The organism is Listeria grandensis, assembly GCF_014322885.1.
In the GTDB taxonomy this organism is placed as follows: Bacteria; Bacillota; Bacilli; order Lactobacillales; family Listeriaceae; genus Listeria_A; species Listeria_A grandensis.
In genome coordinates, this window is the sequence record NZ_JAASUG010000010.1 from 54,566 (window position 1) to 78,358 (window position 23,793).

A 23,793-nucleotide genomic window follows, 5' to 3' on the forward strand; every position below is an offset into this window, starting at 1 on the left:
GTCTCTACTTTTCCCTTCCATATTCAACGCACGCCTCAGCCAAATATTCGATCCATCTTAATTCAAGATTATCCTTTCCAAAACCTGTTTCTCCCTCAGAACCTGGCATATATCGAACAATTGTCGCGATCTTCTCTGGATAATCAAAATCCGCGTATATTTCTTCTACCATTCCCAATGGATCTTCAAATTCCTGTCTTGTATCAAACAACCATTGCATTATGATGAATAGCAGCTTTTCTTTCAATTCGTCTTCATGAACGCATTCGCTACTCGCCAATTCCTCAATAAAAGGAAAAACCGATTCCCCTTTGAGCAAAAAGCTGATTTCTAAAACCTTATCAAATGTTACTGTTCCGTCCTCTACCTCCGATATTGCATATTCAATTGCAACACTTTCATCAAAGAAGCCATTTTTAATACCGAAATGAATAAAACTCCAATCTAAAACTACCAATTTCACAGCAAAATCATACTGTATTTTTATGTCGCATGAATTCATCTATGCTCACCTCAAATTTTAATCAGGCAGGATTTCTAACACATCTCTAAATAAAATATCACCTTGCGTCTACACTAGCGCAATCTTCTATACTTTGATACAAGGATATTAGCTCTTCTGCATATAAATATCGATACTCCACATAAGATTAATCATAAAGCTCACAAATATCTAGAATATCATGAAACAAGCAAGTTCGGACTGTAAATTGAGGCCCAAATAGCCAAACATCTTCTGGCATTTTTATATCTGGAATCGCAATATCCATTTCTGCATATGAAACCTCAGAATAGCCTTGCTTCTCCAAAAATGTAACGATTTTATCATATATATCAGCTTGACTCATTGTATAAGACTGTCCACCAAATCCATCTAACACAGGCCCCATACGATTTTCATCAATATTCTCTACCTCAAATTCATGCTGAACATAAAAAATAGGAATAATCTTTGAAACATCAATCATCGTACTGTAGGAAACCTTCATTTCATCCTTCTCAAATTCTGGGTAGTCAATAGCAAATCTAATTGAAGGTCCTACCCCAACATCTTGAACCATAACTTTAAACTCTTCATACTCGATTAAACGAACTAAATCGTCTGTGATAATTAATTCAGCTTCACATTGCCGCTTAAAGAAATCATAATCTTTATTGTGATAAATTCTGTTTATTGTTTCCAAGACTAACTCTTCCATTTGTAAAATCCCCTCTCACCTCAATCAAATTTAAAATATTGAATTTCTTTCAGCATTATTGGAACTTAAGAAGTCTGAAAAGGCATCGAGTAGCTTTTTTCAAATACGCCTTACTGTTCACTCAATTCCATCTTCCCGATTAAACTCTATCATTTCATTAACCGCCACTCTAACCCATGACCAAAAATCTTCATATTCTCCTCGTTGCTCATAGCCTTCTGAAGAAAAATCATGGACTAATTGAACTCTGTTTCCTTTTCCAATTTCAAAACATACAATATCATCATTATCATCTCTTTTAGCAAATGGCACTAGATTTCTTTTGGGATACCTAAGTTTTAAATCATAATATCTCCTTGATACTTCTTCTGACTCTAATAGATACCAGAGATCAAAATTTACCAGATTTAACTCTACAATTTTCCGAAAAGATTCTGGATATACATAAATATTAGAATCTATGAAATATGACATCATAATCTTCCTTTCTCCGATTTCCTCTGATTCATTTCAATAATATTAATTATCTCTTTACATTTATTTAACCACTGAATTGCGTTGTCTCTTTCTATTTTAGCTTTATAAATAATCTTATATTCTTTTACAAATTGCGAATAGCAGCTGAATTTATCATTACTTTTCGGCGCGTCATAATGCCATCTGTAAACTGGTGTTACTTGTATATATATTTCTCCTTTTTTATTGTATAGCCATGTTTCAAGGTTATTCGTACTCCATACATTATATTTTGTACCAATCCAATTAGCGCCTTCATAAATCAAGTCATCCTCTATATCTTGATAACTATCATTGCTCAATCTTCCAATCTCTAGCTCTGATAATGAATCTGGTACTTCAAGTTCGTTATTTAATACCTTTTCAAGAAGATTTTTTAGAGCCACTATAGCTTCAATAATGAAATCATCACTGTACAATGTAAAGGTATCGTGAAGAGTTTTTAGCAATATCTTGATTTCATCATACCTGTGAATATCAATTTCTGTACTTGGTATATGTAGTTCTAGACTATCCTGATCATTTACGGATAGAAATAATTTATTTATCACTGATAACCGCTCCTTTCTTGTTTATGAATCACACTTTCTGTAAAACTGATCTTATCTAGGTAATAACACGCCATCCATTGATCTTACCTGTCCATTCTTTATGTATCCAAGAGAAGTATAAAACTTCCCTTGGTGTTAAAATTATTTTTCTTTAACCATTTCTTCTTGTCTATGAATGAATTACATCATCTTTTATTTACTCATCTGCAATCCAGACAAAGTCTTTATTGGATATTGCACACTCCAACATTGCTATAAGCTCATCCAATATAACGCTCTCCACTTCTTTTAATAAAGCTTTCCCTAATTTCTTCGCTGCAGCTGTCGCTTGTTTTGATGTCATTCTTATGTATCCAAGAGAGTACGTAACCCTCTTGGTTTAATTAATTTACGAAAAACCTTTCTATGACTAATGTATTAATTCATTTTTTTAATGCGTGGTTCAACTCTAATAAAGCTTCTTCTACATCACTGGATAATTTCGGATTATTACTGAATGACTGAATTATTTCTCTATATTCCTCCTTCCCAGTGTAGCCTAACATCGTTAAAATATAACTTATACACTCGTCATTAAACATGGATAGATTGGCTAAGATATCTTTCAAATCAATTTCCACATCTAAATCATACGAACTTTCTCCTTCTAAAATTGCGTTTAACATGGCCTCTTTAATATCATTATCTTCTTGTAAAACAACATTTTCAGCCAATAGATTCATTGTATTTAGGGCTTCTTCCATATCTAAATTACCATAATCCAATAAATCTCTTATTCGCCCAATTTCATCTAATTTTATTTGTTTATCTTCTTTTGGTTTACTTAAAATGTCAATAAGACTCATTTTTTCATCTCCTCTTTATTTATTTGGAGCTTGCATCGGTATGTGTGTACTGTTTATAAGTCCTTCATCATAGAATTCACTTGATGGTTTAGATATTCCAGGTGGCTGGAAATTTCCAGATATAGGATCTAAATATTTTTTACCTTGTTGAACTCTAGCTATCCATCCATTTGCAGCATTACTACCTGCTGGTGCAGATGGATCTGGGCCATGGACGCGCACCGTCATTTTAGTTCCTTCTGCTGTTTTCCAAGTGTATTCAAATCCCTCTGTTACCTTGCCAACTTGAGGAGTCAATATCCTCTTGTTTGCATCTTTTGGAATCCTAGAAACAATATCTTCTATACTACCTTTCAGATTAGAAAAATCACCAACTTTACCAGTCCCTATTATTTCATCCAAAGAAGGGGCTTTTTTTGTGCTACTCTTCTTATAAACATTACTACCCCAAACACCTAGGTAGCCTAAATTTAGCATACCGACAGCTCCAGCATAGGCAAATTGCTTTTTCTCCCATTCTGTTAAGACTTTTCCATTGAATGGATTCACCCCTGTTTTGACTGCTAACATTTGTTTCATGTAAATGTCCATCAGGTCAGTACTTATACCACCCGAACTTGTCCCCACGGTGCCATTTTTAACAGCCGCCGTGTAGGCTTTTGTCGCGGCCGCATTTTGTTGTGGCGTATTGCCTGGTTTTGATAGCCAGTAGGTACCATCATCTAGCGGACTCTTCTGATAATCAGAGAAGTTATACGAACTGATTGGCTTCGTATTTTTACATACAGCTTGATACGCTTTATTCTTTCTAGCTTCTTCTGCTTTTTGTTTTGCTTTTTTCTTGGCTGCTAGTTGTTTTTTCACCGTTGCTTTAATTGCTTTTCCTGTTGCTTTGACGTAACTGAAGGCTTTTCGTACTTGTTTGATGCCTGCTTTCTTGATGGTTTTTACAATATGCTTCACTTTTTTGGCTACTTTTTGTACTTTTTTCAGTGCTACTTTTGCCTTTTTGTAAACCTTCTTCGCCACTTTTTTGATTTGTTTGATGGATTTCTTCGCAGCTTTTTTAAACTTGCTTACCGCGCGTTTGACTTTGGTGATGGCTTTCTTGGTAGCACGTTTTATTTTTTTGTAGACTTTTTTAGCCGCTCGCTTGATTTTCTTGATGACGCGCTTCACTTTTTTAACGGTTTTCTTGATAGCTTTCTTGACTTTTTTCACCGCTTTTTTAATGCTCTTGCCGAGTTTCTTCGCTGCTTTTTTGGCTTTGTTTTTGAGTTTCTTCCCTTTTTTCTTCAGCCAATTCATGAAGTGACCGCTCGGATCGCCATAAGAATTGGGATTGTTGCCGCCGTAAATGTAGCGATTTTGGCTTCGTGGATCGTCTAGGGCGCCGCGATAGCTGTCGGCTTGTAGGAATCGACCGGTGTTGGTGTCGTAATTCCGTGCGCGTAGATTTTGTGTGTCGCTGGTGTCGTGCATTTGTGCGCGGTAACCGATTTGGTTCGCCATTGGAACTGCTGCGGTGGCTGTGCCGTAGTCGGTGTAATCGTAATCCGTGCTTTCTTCGCCGTCGGATGTCGTTGCGATATCGGTCAAGCCGTTCTCGTGATAGCTTTCGTCTTCGGTGCCGAGGATTTGGTCGTCTTCGCCAAAGCGGTAATCGGTGCTAGTTTCCGTCGTTTCGCCGTTGTCTTCGGTGGTTTCGTCAAGTTGCGCGACTTGGGTGTACTCTTGCGTTAAGTCGTTAATGTAGCGAATCGTGGTGATCGCTTGGTACCCGACGGATTTGGTTGTTTCTGTCGTGCGTTCGGTGCTTGTCGAGTTGCCGCCATCGCTTTCTTTTAGCTCGGTTTTGCCTTGAATGCCGTCTTTCTCTTGTGTTGTTTTCGTGCCTTTATCTTTCGTCACAACGTCGCTACCTTCTTCGGCGATCGGAGAACACCCTTCAAAATCGCCAGACGCGCGTTTTTCGAGTTGTTTGGCTAGGCTCTCGGTTTTAGTCGTGGTTTCTTTTTGCTTCGTTGTCGTGCCTTCTGTGGCTGTTTTTCCTGGTGTTACTTTGAGTTTGTCTTTGGCTTGTTTGTCGTAGTCTGTGATCCATTCGCTGAGTGTTCCTGTGACTTCTTTGGTTTTGTCGGTGATGGTTTCTTTGCCAATCCGGTTGCCGAATGCGTCGTAGCTGTAGGTCGTGACGTGGCCTTCGTTGTCGGCGGATTGGATGAGTTGGTTTTCACCGTTGTATGTGTACGTTTCTACTTTACCACTTCTTAGTGCTTTTTTGGTAATGTTTCCGTTTTTGTCGTGGGTGTAGGTTGTGTCGGCGTCTCCATCGGCTTGGATCATCGCGAGGATATTGTCGTCATCGTAGTGGTAGGCTTCGATGGTTTTTTTGCCGTTTTTGACGCGTTTTAGTTGGCTTCGGTTTCCGTTCGCGTCATAGATGTAGGTGATGACTTCGGTGTTTTTGCCTGCTTTGATGGTCGTGTCTTTGAGTTGATCGTCGGCGTCGTAGGTGTGGGTTTTGACTCGCTTCGTGCCGTTTTGGTTGATCGTTTCTTTGGTGACATTGCCGTTTTCGTCGTAGGTGTAATCGAACGACGCGATGACTTTGTCGGCTTTATTGCTTGTTTCAACGTGTTCGGTTTCGCCAATTGCGGAGTACCGGTACGTTGTTTTGGTGCCGTTGCTGTAGTGAATCGCGAGTGGTAATCCGTTGGCGTCATAGTCGTAGGTGGTTTTCTTGCCGTTTGCTTCGATGACATCGGTTAACTGGTTTGTGTCGTCATAGCGGTAGGTCACGCGTTTGCCGTCTGGATACACCAATGCGGTTTTCCGTCCGATGGTATCGTATTCGTATTGCAACGTTTCGCCATTCGCATCTTTGACCTCTGTTACATCACCGTATTTGTTGTACGTGAAAGTCGCTGTGCCGTCTTTGGATGTCGCGGTTTTGATCTCGTCGTTTTCATCATAGGTGTATTTGTAGCCGCCTCCGTCGAATTGTTGCTCGACTAGATTGTTCAATTCATCGTATTTGTACGTCGTCTTGCTGCCGTCTGGTTTGGTTTCGGATTGCAGCGAACCGTCGAGGCGATACGCGTATTTCTCTGTTTTGCCCTCTGGTGTTACTTCTTTGACCATGTCGCTGCGGTCGTTGTAACTATATTTCGTCACAAATCCCTTGGCATCTTTAATTTCCGTCAGATTATCCACTTTGTCATACGTATACGTCGATGTCTGCCCCAAGCGATTCTTCGCCGTTGTCATCCGATCCAGCGCATCATATTTAAACTGTTCCTTCTGCCCTTTCGCATCCGTGGTTTCCGTCACATTCTCATTACCGTCATACTTCATTTTCGACTCATTGCCGCGTGCATCTTTCACCGAATCCAACAAACCCCGCGCGTCATAATGATACGTCGTCACCGCATTGGTCGGGTCCTTCATGCTCACTACTTGGTCGTTTTTGTTGTAGCGATACTCGGTGCTCGCCTTCAAAGGATCGGTTTCCTTCGTCACGTTCCCCTTTTTATCATACGCATACTGATACGCCTGATTTCCCGGGTCAATCATTGATGTCACGTTGCCAACCTTGTCGTACTGCACTTTCGACTCGTTGCCGCGGACATCACGCATCGCCGTCACGCGGTCTAATTTATCATACGAATAGCCGACCGCGAGTTTATTCGGGTACGTAATCGCCGTCAAACGCTGCGTTTTGTCGTACGAATAGCGCGTGATTCTGCCTTTTGCGTCCTTTTCAGACGTCTGCTGGCCAAATTTATCGTACGTATAGCTCACAATTGCCTGCTTCGATTGATTGTCGCTTTCCTCGGTCAAATCGCCGAACTGGTTGTACGCGTAACTCTGCTTATAGCCAATTTCATCCGTTTCCGAAAGCAGTAAATCATCTTTATCGTATGCGTATCTCGTCGCCTTGCCGTTCGCATCGATTTCTTTCAACACATTTCCACGCAAATCATATTCAAATTTGGACGTAATTCCCGCAGGCTCTTTCGCCGTCAAAATATTATCCGCATCATCATACGTGTAAATCGTCGTGTTCCCGCGCTTATCTGTTTCCGCCGTCAAACGACCAGCTGCATCATAGCGATTCAGCAACTTAAAGCCAGCCGCGTCAATCTCGGTCGTCAAACGTCCTAGCGGATCATAGCCAAACTGCGTCTCGTTTCCTTCCGCATCGGTCTGGCTCGTCACAAGCCCCGTCGCATCAAATTTCTGCTGGGTCACGCCGCCGTTTTCATCGACAACTTTTATCACATTCCCGTTCGCATCGTATGTCACGCTCGATACAGCGCCCGCCGCGTCCGTCGTTTTCACCAAGTCATCGTTGCCATTATAGCCATAGTGCGTCGTCTCGCCGAGCGGATTCGTCTCCGTCAGCATATTGCCTTCCGCGTCATACGTGTACGCATACTTCCCACCATTCGGCAGAATTTCCGACGTCACATCGCCACGTTTATTGTAAACCATGCTCTGCGTCGTGCCCTCCGGATGTTGCTGCACGACCAACCGATCCGCCGCATCATACGCGTAACCCGTCTTATTCCCACGCACATCCGTCTCGCCAACAACGTTCCCGAACGCATCATAGTCATACGTCTCGCTCCGGCCTTTACGATCCGCCACGCGCGTCACATCGCCAATTTTATTGTACGCATAACTTTCCTTTTGTCCCGTATTGTCTTTTTGCTCCAACAAACGATCCATTTTATCATACGCAAAAGTAGAAACCGTACCATCGGCGTTTTTCTGTTTGATCACATTATCCGCTAAATCATATTCATACGTCGTTTTCCGGCCAATCGGATCCACGCTCTCCGTCACATTCCCACGCACATCATACGCATACGTCGTCTTGTTCCCAAGCGCATCCACAATCGCCGTCACGTCGCCCGTTTTCGAATACTCGTACGCCGTCTCATTCCCATAAGGATCAATTTCCGCCGTCAGATCGCCATTCTTATTATAGCGATACTGCGTAATATCCCCCGTCGGTGAAACCTCCGTCGCCACCAAGCCGAGCGCGTTATACGTATATTTCGTCACGTTACCTTCCGCATCCGTCTCCCGAATCACATTCGCTTCCCCGTCATAAGCCAGCGTCACCACGTGCCCATTTCCATCCGTAATCCGCGTCACATTTCCATCCGCATCATACACATAGCGAGTTTTCGCGCCAACCTCATCGGCCTCCGTCTGCACCTGGTCCAGCTTATCAAACGCATACTGCTTCACGCCACCAGCCGCATCACGCTCCGCAACCACACTGCCATTCGCATCATAATCGTACGTCGACACACGCCCAGCCTCTTTCAGCTTCGTCGTATTGCCATTCGCATCAAATTCGTACTCCTGCACGTGCCCTTCCTGATCCACAAAACGCGTAATGTTCCCCATTTTGTCATACGTAAAGGCTTCCGTCGTGCCATCCGGATACGTAATCCGCGTCACGTTCCCATCCGCATCATACTGGTACCCCGTCACGTTCCCCAACGGATCCGTTTCCGCCGTCATATAGCCCGATTTCGCGTCATACACATACGTCGTTTTCTGCCCATCCGCCGTCTCTTCCGACAACTTCTGTCCCAGCGCATCGTACGTGTAACGAATCACCGCACCATCCGCGGCAGTCGCTTTCACGACCCGGTTCAGCGTATCATACTCAAATTTTTCCTTGTTTCCAAGTGGATCCGTCTCACTAATTTTATTCCCGTTCCCGTCGTACGCGTAGCTCGTCACGCCACCCATCGGATTCATCTCCGAAGTCAAGCGACCCAACGCATCATACACGTACACCGTCTTATTCCCATTCGCGTCCGTTTCACTAACCTTATTCCCGTTCGCGTCATAACCATAAGCCGTCACGTCCCCGCGCGCATTCACTTCCCGCGTCAATTCCCCACGCGCATTTCGCGTATACGTCTCCTTCCCGCCATTCGCATCCGTCACCGCGCTGAGCATCGACAACGCATCATACGCATAAACCGTCACATTCCCACGACCATCCGTTTCACGCACAGGATTTCCATCCGCATCATACGTCGTTTTCGTCGTCACACCATTCCCGTCCGTCTCCGAAATCAGCTGTCCATCCGCATTATACGCGTATTTCTCCACAGCCCCATTCGGCAAAACAGACCGAACCACGTTGCCCGCCGCATCATATGCATACGTCGTCACCCCGCCAAGACTATCCGTTTCCCGCACGAGCTGATTTTTCCCATCAAAAGTCGCCGTTTCCGTCGACCCATCCGGATAAACCGTTTTCGTCACATTCCCGTTCGCATCATTCACAAACGTCGTCTTATTTCCCAGCTGATCCACAGAAGCAACCAGTTGATTCTTCCCATCATACACGTTCTCCGTCACCGATCCATCCGCGTATTCGATTTTCGTCGTCTGCAAGCGCTCATTAAAATAAATCACCTGCTTATTCCCGTTAAAATCCGTCGTCGTCGTTTTCCCGTCCTCATATGCAAGCGTCGCGACATTTCCCTCGCCATCCGTCTGCTTCGTCACACGACCATTCGCATCAAACACGTTCTCAATCAACAATTTCCCATCATGATCCTTATACGACGTCATGTGATGCGCGTCATCATACTGATACGTCACCACTTTCCCCGTCTGATCCACGAGCTTCGTCAAATTCCCGTCCGCGTCATACGAATACGCCAACTTGCCACCATCCGGTAACGTAATCTCCTTCAAATGCCCCTGCGAATCCCACGCATACGTCAGCACCTTCCCAGAACCCGTCACCATCTTCGTCAACTCACCATCCGCATTATACGAATACACCGTCACATGACCCGCCTGATCCGTCGTTTTCAAAAGCAGTCCATTTGCCGCAAAAAGCGACACACTCCCGTCTTCCGAGTTCACGACTTCAAACTCCCGCGCACCATCCTTACTCAACTTTCTCGTCAAAGCAAGCGGTTCATCCTCCGCAATCCTAAAAGTCCCGTTCGTCTGTTTGTCAAAAAACACACTTCCGCCATCCGCGCGCGTCAACATTACCGTTCCGTCCGAAAGGAAACCAAGCTGATCCGCCAAATTAAACGTCCAGTTCCGCCCCATCGGACTATCCTTGCCTTGCCCCATCGAATTATACGTCCGCGTTATCGTGCGTTCGCCGTCGAAATCAAACCACTTCGCGTCCTCCATATCATACAGCAAGTTCCCACTATCAAAATTAATCGGCTCATATCCGAACGTACAATGCTTACCACGCCCAACCGCAAGCGCATCCAGTCGCATCTTATCCGCCGAAGAATAATTCCCCGTCTGATACGCCTTGCCCGCATTCTGCTGCGGATTCCGAATAAACACCAAGTTCCCCTGAACCAAGAGCTCATCCTTCATATTATTATCCAACATAAACTGCGACCGCTTGTTCGAAATCCCGTAAAATTTCAACAAACGCGGCAACGAATCCATCCCCGTCACCCGATAAATCTGAAACGTATCATACTTCTTGCTCGCTGACTCGTTCCCGTCCTTAATCTCCGCCTCCACTTGGTACAAATGATTCTCCGCGAGAGCACCCTTCAAAAGTAGCGTATTCGTCTGCCAATTACTCATCAACTCGCGATACTCCTGCGTCAAACTGTTCAATTTCGGATAATCCGGGAACAAATAATCCCGCCCAATCGACGGATCCGTCCCGCTAAACGTCACCTTATTTTTATCCGACGTATCGACAATTTTATAATTTATCTTCGCATCCGGACGACCAACCCCGTCCATTCCAAGCGCTGTAAAATCGAGCATGCCATCATTATTCGCACTCACAAAAGGACGCAAATACAGCGTCGTATCTTTCAGCGGCATATCCGCATCAATCGGTGGACGCTCGCGATGCTTAAACACCACATATGGCGACTCACTCGTCACACCAGATTTCGGCGCAGCAAACACATCGGCCTGCGAATACGGCAATTCAAAGCCGTTTACCTTCGCCGTTTTCACAATCACGCCATTATTTTTCCCACCATTGACCCAATCCTTCGCAACCGTCGTAATATCAAACGAAACCCGACGATTCGCATCATCAATCCCGCCAATATACGTCTCGTTGCCATCTAGATTCGCCGGTGGACCATACGGAAAACCAAGGCTCTGGAATTTGCCATACGTCAAGTCATCCATCGCCCCAACGTCCTTCGTAATCCCGTGCACCTCGAATTGCCGCTTCACAATTTTGCCATTCGCATCCTTCGCACGATCCCCCCAAAAACCTTCCGTTCCACTTCTAAAAAGAGAAAGCTCCGCCGATTCAATTTCGCGGTTCGTCCCAATTTTTTTAATCTCACTATCCGGAACCTTCACGACACCATACGTGATAAAATGAGCGGCACCAAGCGTTCCCGAGTTATTCCCATCATCGTATCCAATATACATGTACGGCTGAAAAGAATACGCGACATCATCCCGATACTGGCGCAAACTCGTTGCCTCAATCCCATTCGTAATCTTCGTACTCACAAACGAAACCGCAACCTTGGCAAGGCTACCCGTCACATTCGCCGTACTAAACGCCGCGACCTGCAACTGATACCCGTCCGCCGTCTTCACCGATTTCGCCGACAACGTATCGATCACAGACCCATTCTCATCTTCCAAAACAGGACTCGCAATCGCGCCAATCAACGTTTTGCCACGATAAATCAACGTCGCCGCACGCTTCGCATCATCCTTCAACGTCACGCCATCCGGAACCGTCAAATCAAACGCCACCGATTCCGCCGTCTCGTCTCCCGCTTTCACATATTGCCCAAGCTCCATCCCAAAACTATCCGCCTGCATCGTAAAAGCATCCGTTTTCGCATCCTCACTCGCATACAATATCCGATTATCCCGCGTCGCGACCTGCGTCAAATCCGCGTCCCCACTCGGCCGAACCGCCACATCCGCGCCATCCAAACCAAGCGTCGGCATCACATCTTCCGTCACGATTTTCGGCGTCACAATCGAGCGTGCCGTCTCACTCGCCGTCCACGCCTTCGCGCCATCCTTCACAAGCGTCGTATCAAAATCCTGCCATTTTCCCGTCGCGTCATCCTTAAAATGCACCGGCTCCGTAAAATAATACGTCTTGCCCTCACCAGTATCCTTGTTCACAAACGTCTTCGTATTCTCCGTCCGATCCGCAACCACCTCATCCATCCCAGCAGCATTCGCGTCCTCCGTCAAACCCTCCGTCACACTCGGCGCCTCCGCCTCAAACAGCCGCAACGCATCCTCCGTCGTTGTATCCGGTGTCACATCCTCGCTCACCGTCACACTTTCCGTCCGCGCTCCATCCTTCAATTGCTTCTGCGCATCCTTATCCAAATCCGCCACCGTCACCCTATCCTGCGACGCCAACCGTTTCCCATAATAATTCCCAAACTCGCTCTCCACACTCATCGCGCCCTGCACAAACTGCCACGGCATCATCGAAAATAGCAAAAGCGTCACCAATAAAATCTTCAATCCCTTTTTCATATGTAATCTCCGTCTCCCTTTATAATGTCATTTCCTTCTTCACTTTTTCTTCTATCTCCAAAATCCCCGTCAAAACCACCTGCGCCTTCTTATAGTCCCGCGCCTCAATCGCATCATTCATGACTTTCAGCTCCGTTCCAACATCCCCATAAGCCGAATAAATTTTCCGATCCTGCTCCGACAATCCGTCCCAAACATCCGGCTTCTTGGCTTTCACATAAACCGCCCGAAAATCCGTCTCCATCTCTCGCAACTCCGCCAAATAAGCCGGCTGACAAATGTCCCCATTCAACTTCAAATCCGACCACTTCGCATAATCCTCCTTGAAATCCTGCGCCACTTTCACCGGTTGCGTCTTATCCGCCTCTTTCGAACACTGTTGAAACGCTATCAGTAAAATAACAATAAGCACAACGAACAGGGCGATTAAGACCCATAACCTCTTATTTTTTAACAATTCCTGCATCGATAAACCCTCCTATTTTCCACAATCTTGGCCAGTATACCATAAAAACAGGACGATTTTAGGAGCATCTGGAAATTGTCGATTTTCCGTCACAATTTCGAGCGAAATTATGACTCATGCTAGCCTAATCAACTTCAAATATATACAACCACAAAAAATGCACAACTCTCCGTCTTGGAACAAATAACCTCAACCATGCTATAATAAAGCAAAATCACGAGGAGTTGAATCTCATGTTTTCCGAAATAAGCCTCACCAACTTTTTCTCATTTCAAGACAAAATCAGTTTATCGCTCGATCAACCTTACAGCACAGCCGAAACTTTCCAACAAAACACGCTTTATTCCTATTACGATAACAATAAAAAAAGAAGCATCTTAAACGGTGCTATTATTTACGGCGCCAATGCTTCAGGTAAAACGAACCTGCTATATACCTTCACGTTCCTTCGCCAACTCATAGCCAAAAGCCACACCTATACCGAAAAAGCAGATTTTCAAATAACGCCTAGCCCCTTCCAATTCTCCGCACGACAAAACAGAATCAGCACCTTTTCCATCTCCTTCATAGAAACAAATATCCAAGAAGGCCTAGACATCAAATACACCTATTCCCTCTCGATCGACGCCTACACATTTGAAATACAAGAAGAATCCCTAACCTACCAAAAAATACTCAAAACAACATTATCCAAGCCAATCACCGTTTTCAGACGCCTAAAAGGACGAATTAACGAGAAAAACGCCCAAATAAAAACCATGTGCAACAAAATCGAACAAGAAAACATCACCTATAAATCCATACTCGCCATGCTGATCCATGACATCAATAAAGAATTTTTCGAAAAAGAAACTAGCACGACCGCCTATCAAGTTGTCGAATGCCTTGCCCATCAAGTGACAAAAGGCTTTTTAAGCGAACAATTAGAAGGCGATTCATTAGAAGCATTCGCCAAACAGATCGATCACGACAAGGCATTCAAAGAGCAAATACTAGCAACATTATACGATTTTGACTTTGCGATTCATGATTTTTCCGTCACCGATATGACCGATAACTTAGTGGAATCCATCGAACAGGCGACTTTTTCCAATGAAGTAAAAGCGCAATTAATCGAAACCACCAAGAAGAACCGCCGCTTTGAAATTAGCACTTCGCATATAGTTGATGATATCTGTTATCCGCTGAGCGTCAGCATGGAATCCGATGGCACGAAGAAATTTTTAGAAAGTTCGATCCGCCTGTTTGATGCTTTGCAGAACGAGACCTTATTCCTAACCGACGAATTCGATAACAAATACCATACGAAAATCCAAGAAGGACTACTGAACAAATTCGTGCATCAAGACAACGACAAAAAAGCCCAATTCATTATTGCCACACATAATCCGCTCCTGCTAAATCCCGATCGCTTTGCCAAAGAACAAGTCATTTTTGTCCAAAAAGATCGCGATACACAGGCGAGTGATGTGTTTAGCTTGGCCGATTTCAAGGAAATAACCTATAACAACCACAATTGGATGAATCTATATTTAGACGGTCGTTTTGGAGCCGTTCCGGAGGTGTTTTAAATGAGCCGCGAAATTCGCAAAATCGTCCACCTCTTCATCCCCGAAGACAGCGGTGGCGTCAAACCAAACAGCTGCGAGGCCCACTATTTCAAACTACTTTTCCAGCGCAGACTAAAAAACTACCAACTGAAAATCTACACACACGCCCAAGAAACCAAATTCAAAAAAGCGCTGAAGTTCAGCGCCCATCCCGATGATAAATTTTTCATAATAACCGATCTAGATTTCACAGAAGACCGTTCCAACCTCCGATACGTCAAGAAAAAAATTCGCAATCTCGCCGCTCTCGGAGAAAACGCCCAACTATTCGTCTCTGGCCGCAGCTTCGAAGTCTGGCTTTGCATGTATCACGGCGTCTACACCAAGCGCTTCATCTCCCAAGCCGCCCTAAACAAAACCGTCGCCCGAGACTACACAAAAAAAGAGCGCTGGTACATCAAAGAACGCGGACGACTGTATGCTAATTTACGCAACGCGACCGCCAACGCAAAAAAATCCCGACGCATCATCCTGTCCAGTGCCTCTCGCGACCAAAAACGCTACGTAACAGAACTCCCAAATTTCACCGACGAAGCCCTGCTCGACTACTTTATTGCCCGCGAAACGTTCACGTATGTGGATTTGCTGGTGAAGGAATTGCAGAATTTGAGTCGATGATAAGAAACCTTATAAAGTTAGATATAGCAATTGATTACTCGGTGACAAAAAACTCTTTCGCATAAAACTGCTCCTATGCGAAAGAGTCCACCAAAAGTGGTCAAATCTAATTTATGTAGTAATCATCTACTCGTAACCAAAAATCTTTTACTGATTCAGGATCCATTAATCTATTTATTTGATACTCTGAACCTAAAAAAAACCATGCCAAGATACTCACGCAACATTTTATTAAAGATTTTGCTATTTCTGTAGGCTAAAGAAAGCATGGGCTATTCCATCCTAACATTTTACATAAAGCCTTAAACGCTCCAAAGTTAGATTTTTTAATTCCAACTTTAGGGGGTGCATGACAGTCCCCATTTCACTAGACTTTAATTATATCAAAAATGATAAACATTAAGCTTTTGAAATATCGGTTTACAGAGCCTAAATAACCCATAACCAATCATCCCACCACTCACATTCCATATCAAATCATCTATATCTACATATTTGAAAGCAGATTGGTAAACAATATTTTGTAGTAGCTGCAACAATTCTATAGACATCGATAACGTAATAACTATCAAAAACATTCTTTTCCAACCAACTTTATATTTTGAGCAAAGTGGATACAAACAGCCTAAGGGTATAAACATAATAACATTAGCCACTACTTGAAAAATTCCTTGGCTTACATCCATATCTCCACTATAAATATAGATTTCCCAAATAGTTGCAAAAGGGACAACATTAATACCGGATACACCTTCTCTAAGTGCACGTGTATCTTCAATCAACATGCTATTTGCCATAATTGGAAACATAGTATATCCAACAACACCTGTTAAATAAATAAACATAAACGATTTAAAAACTATCTTCTCGATGGATTCTTTTTTCCTAATCCATTGAAATAGAAAAAATAAATAAATAATGGGTGCAATCAGAAGTATATCTTTCGCAGTTAACATAGCCTAAAACCACCTTATTTATTTTTAATAGTTCCTACACCTTTGGTAGTGTAATTAGTACTTATTTTCTCAGCTTTAATACAAAAATCAGATGAAGAACTACCCACATAATATTGATGTGTAGCTGTCACACTTGCTCCTCCCTTACCTTGCGTAGCCGAACCTATTTATTCTGCCGTTTATTAACTTCCATCGTAATAAACTCCGGCAAATAGTTAGGCGTACATCCTTTTGACACTACTTCATCCTTATAAAGTCCCGTTTTCTCGCCTATTTTTATGCAACGTGCGCGATTCGTTTCATCATAAACGCCTATCCAGCCTGCCAGAAAATTCATCGCCCATTTCACTTCTGGCGCTTCCTGCATAATAGTAGTTTCCAATGCAGCTAACAAGTCTTCGGTGTTATCCGGCGGTGTTTGTCCCGTCCATCTAAGCCGTGCTTGATAATACCAAAATGTTCGCCTTTGAAGAGCAGAAGAACTGTTCTCCCATGACTCCATCAACGCGATTGTTTTCTTATCTTTGGCGAGCTGATTCGCCATTAACCAGTCCATTAAATTATTTCGCTCATCGAAAGGGTGCGTCTGCATATCTTTATCTAGTTTATTTAAAATATCTTGATTGAGAAGTTTTTTATCCATAATTAAAATAGCTAATAGTCTCGGCAAAAGGGCTTCACTTGACCAAAGTTCCATCGCTAGCTCATGATCTTTTTTTATGTCCTTCGCAATTTTTCTTAAATCGCCTAGCTTCGTTTGATTATTTATCTGGGCTAAAATACTTTCTGCTTTTGAAGAGCAGTTTGTTTTACTATCCATTTTTATACAACTCCTTTATCAAACACTATCAAAACTTGCTGGATAACGTACAACTCCTGATGGCATCTCTTTCCTGAGCGGATACACCATAAAATTCACATCTGGAACGTCAAACGGCGCCGTGATTTGGTAGTCTTTCGCTTGCTTAAAACCAAATCGCGGATAATATGTCTCATGTCCCAAAACACTGATACAACGGTAATTCGTGTCTTTTGCCTTGGTGATCCCAGCTTCCATCAACTGTTTACCAACACCGCGCGATTGCCATTCTGGTTTTACAGCAACTGGCGCAAGAACAAGGATAACCTCGTTGCCCACGAAACACTCACTTAACAAACTAAAACCAACCACTTCCTCACGAACTCGCGCAACAAGGGCAAGGTCCGGTAAATATTCTTTGGACGCCGTGATGGCATCTACTAAATCAGCCTCTGCGGTCGTCGGAAAACTGGCTTCTAAAACCTCACGAATAGCCTTTCTATCCTCTTCTTTCGCTACCTCTATCGTTACCGTCATTTCTAGACCTCCGCTCGCGTTTTTACTATAAATGCTTCTAGATCTTTGATTGCCCCCAGAACCGTGTGTGCTGTTATTACGCCTGGCATCAAATGAATCGTCTCATCTGGTGCTGTCGCTCGCGTAGCGACTCGTCCCAGTGCGGAATCAGACAAATCAGCCAATCCCATATCATGCAAACAAGTCGGCAACCCTAATTTTTCATAGAAAGGAATCAGGCTCGCGATCTCATCACAGCGGTCTTCCATCATCAGTTGCACAAAAACGCCATACGCGACCTTATTTCCATGCAATATATGATGCGTCGCGTCCAAAACCGTGAGTGCGTCATGAATGGAATGCGCACCTGAAGTCCGGCCATAATCGTCACCGAATCCACCGACCATACCGCCCACCATGATGTTCGTCTCGACCACCTTCACGAACGCCTCACTTAACTTGCCATCACGCATCGAATCAAGCGCTTCCTCGCTAGCCGCAAGCAAGATATCCCGACAAAGTTTTGCCGTATAATGTGAAATCTCGATCTCCACGGAACGTTCCGCAAGCTGTGAAATAATCACGTCCGCCTCATACCATTTCGCGAGTGTGTCACCAATTCCCGCAATCATCAGTTCGATTGGCGAGTCCAGAATCACCTCAGGATCAAGTAACACCAGTGCATTACTCCGCGCAAAAACATCATATTGCAACATCTCACCACGCGCGTCATACATCACGCTGAGTGGCGTCCAAGCAGCACATGTCGCCGCAAGCGTTGGCAAAATAACGACTGCAAGCGTCGCATGTGCCGCGATCGCCTTCACTAAATCCGCGACCTTCCCGCCACCAACGCCGATAATCGCTTCAGCACCGACCGTCTTAGCAATCACCGATACCCGGTCACGCTCTTCAAAAGTACACGCCCCGCGGTACGCCTCAAACGTCACATCCACACCCGTAAGCTCTGGGAAAAATCGTTTTGCTTTCACCCACGAGGCATCACCATGAACCACCAAAACTCGACGGATCTGGCGACGCTCTAAATGCTCACCTAACGCTTGCCAAGCCCCGATTTTGCATTCAAATTCTTGCGGCGCACCGCGAACAATCAAATTTTTCTCCAAAAGCCCTCAATCCTTTGCTATTAATAGGTAGTCTTCTTTTTGCTGGAAGGTCATCACGATCTCGGTGCCAACGCCATCCTCAGACGATATCTCAATCTTATGTCCCAACTTCCCAGACATTTGACGTGCTAAATAAAGTCCCATTCCGGTAGCTTTCTTCTCCGTTCGTCCAATCATACCCGTAAAGCCTTGCTCAAATACGCGCGGTAAATCCTCTTCTTTAATACCGATACCATTATCTCGAATATGTAGCTCTGTTTTGCCACCAGACTCACTTGTCTCGCACCAAATCTTGATTTCACCACCCGCATCGGTGTATTTCAGTGCATTCGTCATCACCTGATCCAAAATAAAACCAAGCCACTTGCTATCACTACGAACCTCGATCTTAATTTCTGCCAAATCAAGCTTCATTTTTTTCGAAATAAAGAGCTTCGAATGGCGTTTCACACAGTCACGAATCACCGGGCCAAGCGACAGTTCTTGAATGAAATAATCTTTTGCAAACGTGTCGAGACGCGAATAATAAAGCGCCTGCATCACCAACCGATCAATCGAATCAAGCTCAGCCTCCACCCCGCGATAAATCGTTGTTGGGTCATTCAAATCCGGATTATTAATCAACATCTTGCTCGCCACAATTGGTGTCTTCACCTCATGCACCCAATACAAGATAAAATCATGATATTCCTGCTGCTTATCTCGCAATTTCGTGATTTCGCGCTGCTCCTCCAAGTGCTTTTTACGCATCAACTCATTGAAAAACGCCTGCTCACGTGTTCGTGGTTTTGGCAATAATTCGATAATATTCTCTTCAATCTCGCCCTCCACCAACTTCTGCATCGCGTTCCAATACATCCGCTTGAATGAATAACCAAGCACCAAATACGCAATCAAAAAGAGTAGCATAAATACATACAAGTAAATAATATTGCCCAATGTCAACTGACTATTCGGGTCTACCGCAAGCAAAATGCCAATAAAAAACATCACGACCACAAAAAACAACAAGAAAAATTTCTTATCGCGCACATAGCTCCACCAAGTCATCTTACACCTCCACTTCGATAAATCCAAACGCATTAAAATCAAACAAACCTTGATCCGTCAATTTCAGGTTCGGAATCACCGGCAATGTCAAAAAGGATAGCGTCAAAAATGGATCAAAACCTTGCTTCGTACTAACTTCACGGAAGGCATCATTGAGATGATCCAGCTGTTGCTGAATGTCTTCATACGGCGCTTCACTCAAAAGGCCTGCGATCGGTAATGCTAGTTCGGACGCGACTTTGCCATTATTTACGACGGCGATACCGCCACCGATTTCTGTAATACGCGCGATGGCAAGCAAGATATCCTCATCCGATTCGCCGACAGCAACGATATTATGTGAATCATGTGCCACCGTCGTTGCAATTGCACCATGCTGGATACCAAAACCTTTCACAATCCCAACACCAACGCACCCCGTACCTTTATGCCGTTCAACGACAACCATCTTCAACTGATCGTTCTCTGTTGCGGATTGGAAGACACCATCTTGCACCGTCACCGACTCCACCAAATGTTCCGTAAACAGACTATTCGGCTGCATTCCGATAACGTTTGCCATGTTGCCCGTCATTGCTAGCTTCAAATCTTCCCGCTTTAGCGAATGTCTGATTGCCGGCGATTCAAAAGCACCCACGGTTTTCTTAAACAGCGCCTCATCTCGCAAGCCATCATCCACGACCACCTGTCCACGCTTCATTACTTTTGTAATCGTCACGGTTTCCAAATCACGTAAAAATAAAATATCGGCTTGATAACCCGCTGCAACAGCACCGATATGCGATAACTTATGACACGTTGCCGCATTGATTGTTGCCATCTGAATCGCCATCACAGGATCAATATCATTCGCGATCGCAAGCCGCACATTGTAATTAATCGATCCTTCCTCAAGCAAATCATCGATCAATTTATCATCCGTGCAAAAGCAAAAACGATGACTATTCTTCGGATTCACAGCAGGCAACGTATGAATCATATCGCGCCCAACCGTTCCTTCACGAAGCATCACATACATACCAGCACGCAAACGATCCAACGCCTCAACCGCTGTCGTGCTCTCATGGTCCGTCCGAATCCCGACCGCCAAATAATTGTTCAAGTCCGCCTTGGAAAGTCCAGCGCCATGCCCATCAATCCGGCCACCGTGCTTCTCTGCATCCACAATCTTTTGCAAAATGTCGGATTGTCCACTCGCAACGGACGGGAAATCCATCACTTCTGCGAGTCCAATCACTTTTTCATGGTGGTAAAGCGCACGCAAATCACTTGCTGTGAGTATCGCGCCATTATGCTCAAACGGTGTCGCAGGAACAGAAGAAGGTAGCATCACATACATGTCAAGTGGTGTTTTTGCCGCATCATCCAGCATAAATTCGATTCCTTTTACGCCTGCTACATTCGCAATCTCATGAGGATCCGTTACAATCGTCGTCACGCCGTTTGGCAGCAATACGCGCGCAAACTCAGAAGGTGGAACCATCGCACTTTCGACGTGGACATGTGCATCGATAAAGCCCGGCACAATAAACTGCCTTCTTGCATCAATAATTTCCGCAGCCTCACTAAACTCACCAATGCCAACAATATAACCACTCTTAATCGCGACGTCACCCTCCATAATCTCACCAGAGAACACGTTCACAATCCGACCATTCTTAATAATCACATCTGCTGCAGCACGCAAATCACTTACTGCCACGCGTTCCTGTAACTGCTTCACCTTTCGCATCCGCACCTTACCTCCTTCACGCAAAAATTAACTCTCAATCACTGAAAACCTTCGTCCGCCAAATAACCATCCGCCGCTTCACGCGTAGGAAAAATGGCCTCCAAATGATCATCTGAATAAATCGCCCACATCTTATTCTCATAGCGCAAAATGACAACCGTCCGGTACGCATCACGAAACGCTTCCTCGTACCCCTCTTCAAACTCGTCCCCATCCGTACTTAAAAATGCGATAGAACCAGATACTAACTCTCTAATCTCACTTTCAGTCGCTTCACGAATATTCACAAAGCCATTCTTATCTGCCTCATCCAAATAAGGCGCATAAACAAACGCATTCCCATTCGGATGTAAATGATTCACAGCGATTCTTTTTTCACGTACACTTTCAGGGAAATGATAATTAATCCGTCCCATCGAAACGGGGTGCGCCGCGAGTTCTGTATATTCATCGATAATTTTCTTCTTTTCTTCAAAGGAAAGCATTCCTTCGTCACATCCTTTTCTCATTTTGCTTCACTGCTCCATTATACACTAAAATCCCCCGCGAAAGGCGAAAAAATAAAACAACTACTCCTCATTGCTATTCGTTATTCTCATTATCAACCAGCAAAATGACAAAAAGAAATGACCATCCAACTTTGACGAGTTAGGCCATTTCTTTTCATGTACTAATGCTTATGTCACCAATCACAATTGGCGCATGACTGCTTAATTCCTTTTCACTATTCCAAATCTAATTAGCTTCGGCAACCACGTTCTTAAATCCTGGAAAACAAAGCCGGCCTTTTTTGCCTTCGTGTTATCCAAATAATACGTTTTTTCGATGCCGAACGGAGAATCGTCATTATCGTCCGTATTTTCTTCCACCAGCGCCTCTTTTCCCGTCGCCGTTTCAATCAACGCCATGAGTTCTTCTAACCTGTACACGGAATCACTCGCCGCGTTCACCGGTCCGACCAAATCCGACCTCGTACCAACCCAATTCAGGAAGTCGGCCGCCTCATCCGAAGAAATAAAACCAATTTCCGCATCCTGATTTGGCATACCAATCTCCTCACCTGCCAGCACATGATCGATATGAAACTCTAAGCGCCCCGTATAATCATCCTCACCCAGCACAATCGGAAAGCGCACCGCCACAACAGGAAAAGTCGCCTTTTGAAAATAAACAGCCTCTGCCAAACGCTTCCCTTCTCCATAATCAAAATCCTCGCGCGTTCCAGTTACGATCTCATAATGAAAGGGATCAAAATCAGCCTCTGCCAATGCCCGATCTCGCATCCGATATACCGAAAGCGATGACGTATACACATATTTTCCGACCTTATCACGGAAAGCCGCGATTGTATTCAACGCATCTTGTGGCGAAAAACAAATATTATCATAGACAACATCCCATTCTTCCTGCGCCAAGCAAAACAGGTTTTCTCGTGACTCTCGTTTCATTACCACGCGCTTCACGGTATCGCCAAAGTCATCTGCCGTTTTACCACGCGTCGCAATCGTCACATCATGCCCGTCACGTATCAACCTCTCCACCAATTTCTTGCCAAAAAATCGCGTTCCACCGAAAACTAGAATTTTCAAACCAAACACTCCCTTATTCGATCATATATCCCTGACCTTTTTTAGTCGTAATAAAGTCTGCCAAACCGATTTCCGTCAGTTTTTTACGAATTCGAACCACGTTCACCGTGAGCGTATTATCATCCACAAAACTCTCATCTTCCCAAAGCACGCGCATAATCTCATCACGACTCACAATCCGACCTTTTTGCTTCAACAATTCATACAAAATCAAAAACTCATTTTTCGTCAGATCTATTTTTTCATCCAAATAGGTGAGCGTATTCGTATCAATGTGCAAAAAAACATTCTTATGCTCCATCACATTCGGCTCCTCGAGATCCGCATACGAATATGTACGACGAATCAACGCATTAATCCGCGCCATCAACACATCGAGATCCACCGGTTTTTCAATATAATAATCCGCACCCATATTCATCCCCATAATCTGATCCATCCTCGAATCCCGCGACGACAAGAAAATAATCGGTACATTCGAAACCTCACGAATCTGATTACACCAATAAAACCCATCGAAATACGGCAAGTTTACATCCAAGATGACCAGCTGTGGTTCCACCTCTAAGAACTCATTTAAAATATTGTTATAGTCAGCCACTACCTTGACCTCAAAACCCCATTTTGATAAATGTTTTTGAATTGTATCACGAATGACGATATCATCTTCTACTATATATACCTTTACCATCTCCATACCTCC

General features: G+C 44.2%; 19 protein-coding genes. 2 read left to right on the forward strand and 17 right to left on the reverse strand.

From position 1 onward, the window contains the following. Positions 1–4 precede the first annotated feature (4 nt). From HCJ54_RS12760 to HCJ54_RS12795, 8 genes are all read right to left on the reverse strand, one after another. Positions 5–463, reverse strand: a complete 459-nt coding sequence (locus tag HCJ54_RS12760) for a DUF2247 family protein (protein ID WP_187137918.1) — start codon at positions 461–463, stop codon at positions 5–7. 187 nt (positions 464–650) lie between these two features. Further along, the gene (locus HCJ54_RS15510) at positions 651–1,199 is read right to left on the reverse strand and encodes a hypothetical protein (RefSeq protein WP_244966953.1); all 549 of its coding nucleotides are present in this window, start codon (positions 1,197–1,199) and stop codon (positions 651–653) included. 117 nt (positions 1,200–1,316) lie between these two features. Further along, entirely contained in the window at positions 1,317–1,676 is a 360-nt protein-coding gene (locus HCJ54_RS12770) for a hypothetical protein (protein ID WP_187137919.1), read from the reverse strand. After that, positions 1,673–2,266: a hypothetical protein gene (locus HCJ54_RS12775; protein ID WP_187137920.1), complete on the reverse strand. Its 594-nt coding sequence runs from the start codon at positions 2,264–2,266 to the stop codon at positions 1,673–1,675. The genes HCJ54_RS12770 and HCJ54_RS12775 overlap by 4 nt, the downstream gene beginning before the upstream one ends. A gap of 196 nt (positions 2,267–2,462) precedes the next feature. Further along, on the reverse strand, positions 2,463–2,609 hold the full coding sequence (locus HCJ54_RS12780) for a hypothetical protein (RefSeq protein ID WP_187137921.1): 147 nt from the start codon (positions 2,607–2,609) through the stop codon (positions 2,463–2,465). 79 nt (positions 2,610–2,688) lie between these two features. After that, positions 2,689–3,111 (reverse strand): hypothetical protein, encoded by a 423-nt coding sequence (locus HCJ54_RS12785; protein WP_187137922.1) that lies wholly within the window; start codon positions 3,109–3,111, stop codon positions 2,689–2,691. A gap of 15 nt (positions 3,112–3,126) precedes the next feature. After that, the gene (locus HCJ54_RS12790; protein WP_187137923.1) at positions 3,127–12,627 is read right to left on the reverse strand and encodes a polymorphic toxin type 30 domain-containing protein; all 9,501 of its coding nucleotides are present in this window, start codon (positions 12,625–12,627) and stop codon (positions 3,127–3,129) included. A 19-nt stretch (positions 12,628–12,646) separates the two neighbouring features. After that, positions 12,647–13,093: a hypothetical protein gene (locus HCJ54_RS12795; protein ID WP_187137924.1), complete on the reverse strand. Its 447-nt coding sequence runs from the start codon at positions 13,091–13,093 to the stop codon at positions 12,647–12,649. A 233-nt stretch (positions 13,094–13,326) separates the two neighbouring features. On the opposite strand from HCJ54_RS12795, the gene HCJ54_RS12800 reads away from it, so the two are divergent. Together HCJ54_RS12800 and HCJ54_RS12805 are read left to right on the forward strand one after the other, a co-directional pair. Continuing rightward, positions 13,327–14,664, forward strand: a complete 1,338-nt coding sequence (locus HCJ54_RS12800; protein WP_187137925.1) for an AAA family ATPase — start codon at positions 13,327–13,329, stop codon at positions 14,662–14,664. After that, positions 14,665–15,321 (forward strand): RloB domain-containing protein, encoded by a 657-nt coding sequence (locus tag HCJ54_RS12805; RefSeq protein WP_187137926.1) that lies wholly within the window; start codon positions 14,665–14,667, stop codon positions 15,319–15,321. Positions 15,322–15,704: 383 nt separating this feature from the next. Here HCJ54_RS12805 and HCJ54_RS12810 read toward each other — a convergent pair whose 3' ends face one another. The 9 genes from HCJ54_RS12810 to HCJ54_RS12850 all read right to left on the reverse strand — a co-directional run bounded on the left by HCJ54_RS12810 (position 15,705) and on the right by HCJ54_RS12850 (position 23,781). Further along, positions 15,705–16,277 (reverse strand): VanZ family protein, encoded by a 573-nt coding sequence (locus tag HCJ54_RS12810; RefSeq protein WP_187137927.1) that lies wholly within the window; start codon positions 16,275–16,277, stop codon positions 15,705–15,707. Between the two features lie 163 nt (positions 16,278–16,440). Next, a complete protein-coding gene (locus HCJ54_RS12815; protein ID WP_187137928.1) occupies positions 16,441–17,097 on the reverse strand; it encodes a DNA alkylation repair protein in 657 nt (218 codons plus the stop codon). A gap of 18 nt (positions 17,098–17,115) precedes the next feature. Further along, positions 17,116–17,613: a GNAT family N-acetyltransferase gene (locus HCJ54_RS12820; RefSeq protein ID WP_187137929.1), complete on the reverse strand. Its 498-nt coding sequence runs from the start codon at positions 17,611–17,613 to the stop codon at positions 17,116–17,118. A 2-nt stretch (positions 17,614–17,615) separates the two neighbouring features. Then, positions 17,616–18,719 (reverse strand): iron-containing alcohol dehydrogenase family protein, encoded by a 1,104-nt coding sequence (locus HCJ54_RS12825; protein ID WP_187137930.1) that lies wholly within the window; start codon positions 18,717–18,719, stop codon positions 17,616–17,618. 6 nt (positions 18,720–18,725) lie between these two features. After that, positions 18,726–19,769, reverse strand: coding sequence for a sensor histidine kinase (locus tag HCJ54_RS12830; protein ID WP_187137931.1), 1,044 nt, complete (start codon positions 19,767–19,769; stop codon positions 18,726–18,728). 1 nt (position 19,770) lies between these two features. Beyond that, complete coding sequence (gene ade / locus HCJ54_RS12835; protein WP_187137932.1) at positions 19,771–21,501, reverse strand: adenine deaminase; 1,731 nt, start codon at positions 21,499–21,501, stop codon at positions 19,771–19,773. A gap of 38 nt (positions 21,502–21,539) precedes the next feature. After that, positions 21,540–22,010: a hypothetical protein gene (locus HCJ54_RS12840; RefSeq protein WP_241433315.1), complete on the reverse strand. Its 471-nt coding sequence runs from the start codon at positions 22,008–22,010 to the stop codon at positions 21,540–21,542. Positions 22,011–22,211: 201 nt separating this feature from the next. Beyond that, positions 22,212–23,090, reverse strand: coding sequence for an NAD-dependent epimerase/dehydratase family protein (locus HCJ54_RS12845; protein ID WP_187137933.1), 879 nt, complete (start codon positions 23,088–23,090; stop codon positions 22,212–22,214). 13 nt (positions 23,091–23,103) lie between these two features. Beyond that, positions 23,104–23,781, reverse strand: coding sequence for a response regulator transcription factor (locus HCJ54_RS12850; protein WP_187137934.1), 678 nt, complete (start codon positions 23,779–23,781; stop codon positions 23,104–23,106). Between the last annotated feature and the right edge of the window lie 12 nt (positions 23,782–23,793).

Excerpts from the sequence above, each read along its gene's own strand:
- HCJ54_RS15510 (WP_244966953.1), bottom strand. The coding sequence starts at position 1,199 with ATGGAAGAGTTAGTCTTGGAAACAATAAACAGAATTTATCACAATAAA.
- HCJ54_RS12770 (WP_187137919.1), bottom strand. The coding sequence starts at position 1,676 with ATGATGTCATATTTCATAGATTCTAATATTTATGTATATCCAGAATCT.
- HCJ54_RS12780 (WP_187137921.1), bottom strand. The coding sequence starts at position 2,609 with ATGACATCAAAACAAGCGACAGCTGCAGCGAAGAAATTAGGGAAAGCT.
- HCJ54_RS12785 (WP_187137922.1), bottom strand. The coding sequence starts at position 3,111 with ATGAGTCTTATTGACATTTTAAGTAAACCAAAAGAAGATAAACAAATA.
- HCJ54_RS12790 (WP_187137923.1), bottom strand. The coding sequence starts at position 12,627 with ATGAAAAAGGGATTGAAGATTTTATTGGTGACGCTTTTGCTATTTTCG.
- HCJ54_RS12795 (WP_187137924.1), bottom strand. The coding sequence starts at position 13,093 with ATGCAGGAATTGTTAAAAAATAAGAGGTTATGGGTCTTAATCGCCCTG.
- HCJ54_RS12800 (WP_187137925.1), top strand. The coding sequence starts at position 13,327 with ATGTTTTCCGAAATAAGCCTCACCAACTTTTTCTCATTTCAAGACAAA.
- HCJ54_RS12805 (WP_187137926.1), top strand. The coding sequence starts at position 14,665 with ATGAGCCGCGAAATTCGCAAAATCGTCCACCTCTTCATCCCCGAAGAC.
- HCJ54_RS12810 (WP_187137927.1), bottom strand. The coding sequence starts at position 16,277 with ATGTTAACTGCGAAAGATATACTTCTGATTGCACCCATTATTTATTTA.
- HCJ54_RS12815 (WP_187137928.1), bottom strand. The coding sequence starts at position 17,097 with ATGGATAGTAAAACAAACTGCTCTTCAAAAGCAGAAAGTATTTTAGCC.
- HCJ54_RS12820 (WP_187137929.1), bottom strand. The coding sequence starts at position 17,613 with ATGACGGTAACGATAGAGGTAGCGAAAGAAGAGGATAGAAAGGCTATT.
- HCJ54_RS12830 (WP_187137931.1), bottom strand. The coding sequence starts at position 19,769 with ATGACTTGGTGGAGCTATGTGCGCGATAAGAAATTTTTCTTGTTGTTT.
- ade (WP_187137932.1), bottom strand. The coding sequence starts at position 21,501 with ATGCGAAAGGTGAAGCAGTTACAGGAACGCGTGGCAGTAAGTGATTTG.
- HCJ54_RS12840 (WP_241433315.1), bottom strand. The coding sequence starts at position 22,010 with ATGAGAAAAGGATGTGACGAAGGAATGCTTTCCTTTGAAGAAAAGAAG.
- HCJ54_RS12850 (WP_187137934.1), bottom strand. The coding sequence starts at position 23,781 with ATGGTAAAGGTATATATAGTAGAAGATGATATCGTCATTCGTGATACA.